Here is a 7,158-nt window from a genome sequence, read left to right on the forward strand (position 1 = left end):
TTGGCAAAGGTAAAATCATGACAAAAATAACAAAGCCAAACGAAGTTAAAAGAGATTGGATAATTGTAGATGCTGAAGGTAAGCGTTTCGGTCGTCTTTTAACAGAAGTTGCGACAATATTAAAAGGCAAACATAAGCCTTGTTATACACCAAATGTTGATTGCGGAGATTATGTTGTAATTATCAACGCATCTAAAGCAGAATTTACTGGAACAAACAAAGCTGATGATAAATTATATCACAGACATTCAGGCTATTTTGGAAGCACTAAGAGTGAAAAATTCGGTGATTTATTAGCAAATAATCCAGCAAAATTATATAAATTAGCAGTTCGTGGAATGTTGCCTAAAACTACTTTAGGTCGTGCAATGCTTAAGAAATTAAAAGTTTATGCAGGTAGCGAACACCCACATACAGCTCAGGTAAAAGGAAAGTAAAATGGCAAAAGTTTATGCAACAGGTAAAAGAAAAACTGCAATAGCTAAAGTTTGGGCTAAGGCTGGAAGTGGTAAAATTATAGTGAATGGCGTTGATTTAAATACTTGGTTAGGCGGACACGAAGCTATTAAATTAAAGGTAGTTCAACCTTTATTAGTAACTAAGCAAGAAGGTTTAATGGACATTACAGCTAGCACATTAGGTGGTGGTTATAATGCTCAAGCTGAAGCTTTAAGACACGGAATTTCTCGTGCTTTAGCTGCTATGAGTGCTGATTTTAGAGCGCTACTTAAACCACAAGGTTTATTAACTCGTGATAGTCGTGTGGTTGAGCGTAAAAAATACGGCCGCAGAAAAGCAAGAAGAAAACCACAATTTAGTAAACGTTAATTCGATTTTGAAATTAGGAGTATTCATGAAAAAGATGAGTTTAGTTTTAAGTGCAGCTGCAATGATAGCTGTTAGTGCAAATGCAAGTGATATTAATTTTGAAGGCTTAGAAATAAGCCCAATCGCTACATACAATGTTCCAGAAGGAAATCTTGACCTTATGAATAAATTTGGTTATGGATTAAGAATTGGTTATATGTATGGTGCAGTAGGAACAGAAATTGGTTATGAGCACCAAAAAGGTGAATATAAAAGTATAGATAATTCAGGTCATACTCCAGTGGGTATTGATAGAGGTTATTTAAACTTAGTATTCCCAGTTAAAGTTGGTGATACTAACTTTGATTTCTATGGATTATTAGGTGTTGGTTATGAAAACTTCAGCGAAAATCTATATGACAATAAAAACGGAATGTTTGGTCATTATGGTATTGGTTTAAAATACAAAATTTACAAAAGCTTTGGTTTAAGAGCAGAAGTTCGTGACCAAATTAAATTCCGCCACGCTGATCACCATGTAATTAGCACTTTAGGTGTAATTTTTAACTTTGATGGTAAAAAAGAAGAAGTTGTTCCAGCTCCACAACCAGTTGTAGAAGTTAAACCAGAGCCAGTAGTTGTTAAACCTGAGCCAAAACCACAACCAAAACCAAAAGCATGTTATGATTTAGAATTAGTTAAAGTTAATTTTGGATTTGATAAGAGCAATGTAACTGCTAACTATATTCCTGAAATTGAGCGTTTAGCTAAATTAATTAAAGAAGAGCCTGCATATTTTGCAAATATCACAGGATATACAGATTCAATCGGTACATCTGCTTATAACAAAAAATTATCAGAAAAAAGAGCTAAAGCAGTAAAAGCTGAACTTGTAAAAGCTGGTGTTAGCGAAGACAGAATTAATCCAAGTTGGGCTGGCGACCAAAATGCAATCGGCGATAACAAAACAAAAGAAGGCCGTGCAGCAAACCGCAGAGTTGAATTAAAAATCATCTGCCAATAATTTTATAAATTATTTTTAGGTTTCACAGATTATGTGAAACCTTTTCTTTTTTTCTTCTAAATTATTACAATTTTAATAGTATTATTCGCTTCATTTTATTTTTTTAGGTTTATTATGAAGTTGAGTATAAAAGATATCATTTTTATGAATTTGATTGGGATTTTTTCTTTAAGACAAATTCCTTATGTCGCACAATACGGGGCTAGTTCTATTATTTTATGGCTTTTTGTAGCATTTGGATTTTTTATTCCTTTAGCTTTAATATGTGGAGAACTTGGTTCTAGATTTTCTAAGGGTGGTGGTATATTTTTATGGATTAATAAAGCTTTTGGAGTAAAAGTAGCTTATTTTTGTTTGATTTGTTATCTTTTATCTTGTTTAGCTTTTTTCCCAATGATGTTGTATTTCGCAGCAAATTCTTTAGCTTATATATTTAATTTACAGGCAAAATCTTATTTTATCGCAATATTTTCTATATTGAGTTTTTTTATTTTGACATATATAAATTATAGGGGTTTTGAATATACAAAATTAATAAATAAAGTATTTGTTTATTTTGGAATTTTATTTCCTACATTGCTTTTAATAGTTGTAGCTTTAATGTTTTATTTGACTAATTACAAAATCACAACTCCTTATAATTCAGGGTATTTAATTACACTTGATTTAAATACTTTAGTGTTTTCAAGCACTATGATGTTTGCATTTGCAGGGCTTGAGCTTAGCACAATGATAGGTGCTAAAATTGATAACGCTCAAAAAAATTATCCAAAAGCTATATTTTTTAGCGCATTTATAATAGTAGGTATTTATATTTTAGGCACTTTTTGTGTTAATGTGATATATCCTGCAAAAGATACTGATATATTAGATGGTATTATGCAAGCAATTACTTATGCTGAAAACAATTTGGGTTTTAAAGGTCTTAGTCAATTAATGGCTTTTAGTTTATTTGTAGGCACTTTAGGGCAGATTAATTCTTGGTTGGTAGCGCCAATATATATGCTAGCTAATGCTTCAAAAGAAGGAATAATTAAATTTTATGAAGCAAAACCACATCCAAAATATAATACCCCTTATAAGGCTTTATTTTTTCAGGCATTTTTAGTTAGTATTATTTGTATATTTTGTGTATTTTTTAATAAATCTCAAGATATTTATTGGCTACTTAGTTCTCTTACTACGGTTAGTTATTTTTTACCTTATATTGCAATGTTTTTAGCATATTTTAAATTAAAAAATTATTGTGAAAATGAATTAGAATTTAAAATACAAAATCAAATTCTTAGTTATTTTTTAGCGATATTAGGTCTTAGTAGCGTAGTATTTGCTTTAATATTAAGTTTTATTACTCCAAACGAAGAAGAACAAAGTGAATTAATATATTTTTTACAAATTATGAGTTCTCCTATATTAGCATTAATAATTGCTATTTTTAGTTTTAATAAAACTCGTAATAAATAAAGCTTATTTAATATTTATCAAAATATTATTGTTTTGATAAGTATTTTTTTGTTTTTTTATAGGTTTTTCTCCGCTGATGCTAATTTGTATATATTCATCTGGAGTTGGCTCTTTTATTTTTATAGGTTCAGTTTGGGGAATTTCTTCTTGTAATTCTTCTTCATCTTCAAACAATATATCTAAAGCCTTTTTTAATTTTCTTAATTTTTTTTCATCTAATTCACTTAGTTTTTTTTGCAAATCATAATTTATATCATCGTTTTGATATAAATTTTTAGGTATAGTTGGGTCTTTCCAATCTGGATTTTCACTAAAAGGAATTTTATCTCCAGGAAAATCTAAAGTGTATGCAAATAAATTTAAACTTAAAATAAAAACAGCTAATTTTCTCATATTTTTTCCTAATTAAATTTTTCATATTATAAAAAGTTATGAAATATATTATATTTTTTTTCAAAAAAAGATAATAATTTATAATAAGTGTTACTTTTATACACATTTTTTAAAGTTTTAAATACAATTTAAATACATTTTATGAATTATTCTGCTAAAGTAATCTTAATTTTTTAATTTTTTTTAAGGAGAAATGATGAAAAGAGCAATTTCTATTATTATTTTGATTGCTATTCCATTTTTATTCGCTACTATTTTGCCCGTGCCAAGTGGCTTAAGCGAAGCTGCGTGGGTAATGTTTGGTATTTATCTTTCAGCAGTTTTAGGTCTTGTATTTAAGCCTATACCAAATTCTATGGTATTAATTACTGCAGTGGCAGGAACTGCACTATTTATGGGACCTTATTTAGGTGGTGCAAAAGAAGCTACAAAACAAGCTTTAAGCGGTTATGCAAGTTCAACTACTTGGATTATAGTTTCTGCATTTGCTTTAAGTATTGCATTTACAAAAACAGGTCTTGGTAAAAGATGGGCTTATTTTTTAATAGGTAAATTTGGTAAAACTACTTTAAGACTTAGCTATGTTACTGCATTTTTAGACTTAGTAGTATCACCTGCAACTCCATCAAATACTGCAAGAGCAGGTGGAATTGTCTTTCCAATTGTAAATTCAATCGCACAATCTTTATCAAAAGATAAAGTTGAAACAGAAAATAGAGTAGGTGCATTTTTGGCGTGTAATTCTTATATGAGTACAAAAATGACTTCATTTATCTTCGCAACCGCAATGGCTGGAAATATGCTAGTGATTGGTTATGCAAATGATATTTTAGGAACTCACTTAAATTGGGGGAATTGGGCTGTTGCTATGGTAATTCCTGGTATTGTGTGTTTATGTGTAATTCCATTAGTTGTTTATATTTTTGTTCGCCCTGATATAAAAAAGATTGATAATGTAGTAATTTCAAAACAAGGCTTAGAAGAATTAGGAGAGATGAAAAGAAGTGAGAAAATGCTTGTTTTAATCTTTGTTCTAGCATTGCTTGGTTGGTCTGTTCCGTCTTTAGCTAGTTCTTTATTTGGATTAAAGATTGATATAGATGCTACTGCAGTAGCTGTTGGTGCTATGAGTTTATCAGTATTACTTGGCGTTTTAAAATTTGAAGATATAGCAGGTTCTAAAGAGTGTATAGGGACATTATTTTGGTTTGGTGGTATTATGTCACTATCAGGTATGATGAATAAATTGGGCTTTTTTAAATGGCTTGGAACATTTATTCAAGGCAATATGAATTTAGATTTAGACCCATTGATAGTATTAATAATCATTGGTTTTATTAGTATTATCGTAAGATATTTATATGCTAGTGCAACCGTTTTCATTACAACTCTTTTACCGGTTTTATTTTTAATAGGCAAAAGTGCAGGAGTTGATCCTTATTTATTAGCATTTTTATTAATTACTACAAATTCTTATGGCGGAGCATTAACTCATTTTGGTGGTCCTGCTGCTTCAGTTATTTTTGGAGCTGGATATAACACCGTAAAAGAATGGTGGATTACTGGATTTGTAGTGGCTATGGTATCTTTTATTTTATGCCTTGCAATAGGTCTTCCTTATTGGGAAATGTTAGGAATGAATTAATTTTTTTTCTTGTTTTGATAGGAATATCAAAACAAGAATTTCATAATCAAATATTAAGTAAAATATATTTAAAATATCACACTTTTATTTTTTTATAAGCAAATTTTATTATCATATGCAATTTTAGCCCAAGTGGTGAAACTGGTAGACGCGCTAGACTCAAAATCTAGTAGGAGCAATCCTGTGTCGGTTCGAGTCCGACCTTGGGCACCATAAATAAAAAAGGAATATAAAAATGCCAAAAGACGCAAACGGAAACGAATTACAAGCAGGAGATAATGTTAGCGTTATTAAAGATTTGAAAGTAAAAGGCAGTTCTTTAACTATTAAAAGAGGAACTAATGTAAAAAACATAAAGCTTACTTTAAATGATGATGAAATAGAAGCAAAAGTTGATAAACACGGAGTTATAGTTTTAAAAACTTGTTTTTTAAAAAAGGCTTAACATTTATGAAAAAATTTTTAACATTTTTACCTATTGCTTTATTAGCAAATCCATTTGATGATTTAGTAAATGCGTATAATCAAGAAGATTATAAAACTTCTTATGATATAGCTAGTTCTATTTGTAAGCAAACTTGCTCTGATATTAATTTAAATCTAATTATGGGTAAAAGTGCTTTTAGATTAGGTTTATACGATGAAGCTTTAGCTGCTTATGATAGGGTTTTGGTATTAGATGATACTAATACAGAAGCGAGATTACAAAGTGCTATTATTTATCAAAAAAATGGGAATTTAGCTTTACTTAAATTAGAACTAGAGAATTTAAAAGATGATGAACGCTTAAATGATGATGAGAAAGCTTTAGTTGCTAGTATGTTAAAAAATGTTAAATATCAACAAAAAGCTAATAATGAAATAAATATACCTTATGCGAGTATTGGTTTTGGATATGGTTATGATAGTAACCCAAAAAAGCAGAATTTAAAAGATAGCTATTTGCCAGTGCCACAATTAGGCATTAATTTTCCAATACCAGGTGCTAAGCACCAACCAGCTAGTAGTATTTTAGCTAATCTTAATGCTGGCTATAAAAAACAAGTTAATAATGTATATGATTATGATATAAATATTAATTTTTATAATAAGTATTATATAAAACCAATTGAAGAAGATTTTCAGAATTTAAGTGTATTTACAGCTTCAATTAATAATGGTTTTGAGATATCAAGACAATTTAAATTAAATATTTTAATGTCTTATGATTATATTATTTTAAAACAAAAAAGATATTTAAATACCTTTACAGCAGATATTTCAGGTGATTATTATACTGAAAGTGGGCTAGCTTTTGGTCTAGGCTATACAATTAATCATAATAATTATTTGATAGAAGATAATAAAGAGAATGATTCAAATCATCATAGTATTTATGCTATGAGTAAGATTATTTCTCAAAGAAGTATGTCTTATCTAAAAATTGCTTATGATATAGAAAAAACTAGCAGAATTAAAGAAAGTTCAAATAATTATAAAGAATATTCAGCTACTGCCGGAATTATTTATATGTTAAATAAACAAGTAATATTAAAAGCAAGTTTAGGTTATGCTAAAAGTAAATATGATGAAAAAATCTTCTTAAATACGAGAAACGATATAACCTATAGGGTAAATTTTGGTGCTGAATACAATATGGATCATCATAATTTCTTCTCACTTGATTTAGGATATAATAGGGTAAAATCAAGTATTGAATACAATTCTTACGATAATCTTTACACTAATTTAATGTATAAATATAAATTTTAAGCTAACAACCTTTTAAAATATGCTATAATTTGGCATCATTTTGAAAGGATACGCTATGAAAAAAATATTATTG

Annotated in this window: 8 protein-coding genes and 1 tRNA gene; 8 read left to right on the forward strand and 1 reads right to left on the reverse strand. The window is 28.8% G+C overall.

Annotation, left to right across the window (positions count from 1 at the left end; translation table 11 throughout):
- Positions 1 to 17 precede the first annotated feature (17 nt).
- The 4 genes from rplM (at position 18) to AVBRAN12654_RS03405 (ending at position 3,295) form a co-directional block, all read left to right on the forward strand.
- Positions 18 to 437, forward strand: a complete 420-nt coding sequence (rplM, locus tag AVBRAN12654_RS03390) for a 50S ribosomal protein L13 (protein WP_214117630.1) — start codon at positions 18 to 20, stop codon at positions 435 to 437.
- Between the two features lies 1 nt (position 438).
- Positions 439 to 828: a 30S ribosomal protein S9 gene (gene rpsI, locus AVBRAN12654_RS03395; RefSeq protein WP_214117629.1), complete on the forward strand. Its 390-nt coding sequence runs from the start codon at positions 439 to 441 to the stop codon at positions 826 to 828.
- A 25-nt stretch (positions 829 to 853) separates the two neighbouring features.
- Positions 854 to 1,831, forward strand: a complete 978-nt coding sequence (locus AVBRAN12654_RS03400) for an OmpA family protein (protein ID WP_214120087.1) — start codon at positions 854 to 856, stop codon at positions 1,829 to 1,831.
- Between the two features lie 114 nt (positions 1,832 to 1,945).
- The gene (locus AVBRAN12654_RS03405) at positions 1,946 to 3,295 is read left to right on the forward strand and encodes an APC family permease (protein ID WP_336613945.1); all 1,350 of its coding nucleotides are present in this window, start codon (positions 1,946 to 1,948) and stop codon (positions 3,293 to 3,295) included.
- A gap of 3 nt (positions 3,296 to 3,298) precedes the next feature.
- On the opposite strand, the gene AVBRAN12654_RS03410 is transcribed toward AVBRAN12654_RS03405, so the two are convergent.
- Positions 3,299 to 3,688 (reverse strand): hypothetical protein, encoded by a 390-nt coding sequence (locus AVBRAN12654_RS03410; protein ID WP_214117626.1) that lies wholly within the window; start codon positions 3,686 to 3,688, stop codon positions 3,299 to 3,301.
- Between the two features lie 196 nt (positions 3,689 to 3,884).
- On the opposite strand from AVBRAN12654_RS03410, the gene AVBRAN12654_RS03415 reads away from it, so the two are divergent.
- The 4 genes from AVBRAN12654_RS03415 (at position 3,885) to AVBRAN12654_RS03430 (ending at position 7,085) form a co-directional block, all read left to right on the forward strand.
- Positions 3,885 to 5,333: a DASS family sodium-coupled anion symporter gene (locus AVBRAN12654_RS03415; RefSeq protein WP_336613946.1), complete on the forward strand. Its 1,449-nt coding sequence runs from the start codon at positions 3,885 to 3,887 to the stop codon at positions 5,331 to 5,333.
- A gap of 126 nt (positions 5,334 to 5,459) precedes the next feature.
- Positions 5,460 to 5,546 (forward strand) — tRNA-Leu (locus tag AVBRAN12654_RS03420).
- A gap of 22 nt (positions 5,547 to 5,568) precedes the next feature.
- A complete protein-coding gene (locus AVBRAN12654_RS03425; protein WP_336613947.1) occupies positions 5,569 to 5,778 on the forward strand; it encodes an alkylphosphonate utilization protein in 210 nt (69 codons plus the stop codon).
- Between the two features lie 5 nt (positions 5,779 to 5,783).
- Positions 5,784 to 7,085: an outer membrane beta-barrel protein gene (locus AVBRAN12654_RS03430; protein WP_214117623.1), complete on the forward strand. Its 1,302-nt coding sequence runs from the start codon at positions 5,784 to 5,786 to the stop codon at positions 7,083 to 7,085.
- Positions 7,086 to 7,158: the final 73 nt, after the last annotated feature.

It is taken from the genome of Campylobacter sp. RM12654 (assembly GCF_020137585.1).
Lineage (GTDB): Bacteria > Campylobacterota > Campylobacteria > Campylobacterales > Campylobacteraceae > Campylobacter_E.

What these genes read in the sequence shown, in the direction of transcription:
- AVBRAN12654_RS03405 (WP_336613945.1), top strand. Translation starts at nt 1,946, where the DNA reads ATGAAGTTGAGTATAAAAGATATCATTTTTATGAATTTGATTGGGATT.
- AVBRAN12654_RS03415 (WP_336613946.1), top strand. Translation starts at nt 3,885, where the DNA reads ATGAAAAGAGCAATTTCTATTATTATTTTGATTGCTATTCCATTTTTA.
- AVBRAN12654_RS03425 (WP_336613947.1), top strand. Translation starts at nt 5,569, where the DNA reads ATGCCAAAAGACGCAAACGGAAACGAATTACAAGCAGGAGATAATGTT.
- AVBRAN12654_RS03410 (WP_214117626.1), bottom strand. Translation starts at nt 3,688, where the DNA reads ATGAGAAAATTAGCTGTTTTTATTTTAAGTTTAAATTTATTTGCATAC.
- AVBRAN12654_RS03400 (WP_214120087.1), top strand. Translation starts at nt 854, where the DNA reads ATGAAAAAGATGAGTTTAGTTTTAAGTGCAGCTGCAATGATAGCTGTT.
- rpsI (WP_214117629.1), top strand. Translation starts at nt 439, where the DNA reads ATGGCAAAAGTTTATGCAACAGGTAAAAGAAAAACTGCAATAGCTAAA.
- AVBRAN12654_RS03430 (WP_214117623.1), top strand. Translation starts at nt 5,784, where the DNA reads ATGAAAAAATTTTTAACATTTTTACCTATTGCTTTATTAGCAAATCCA.
- rplM (WP_214117630.1), top strand. Translation starts at nt 18, where the DNA reads ATGACAAAAATAACAAAGCCAAACGAAGTTAAAAGAGATTGGATAATT.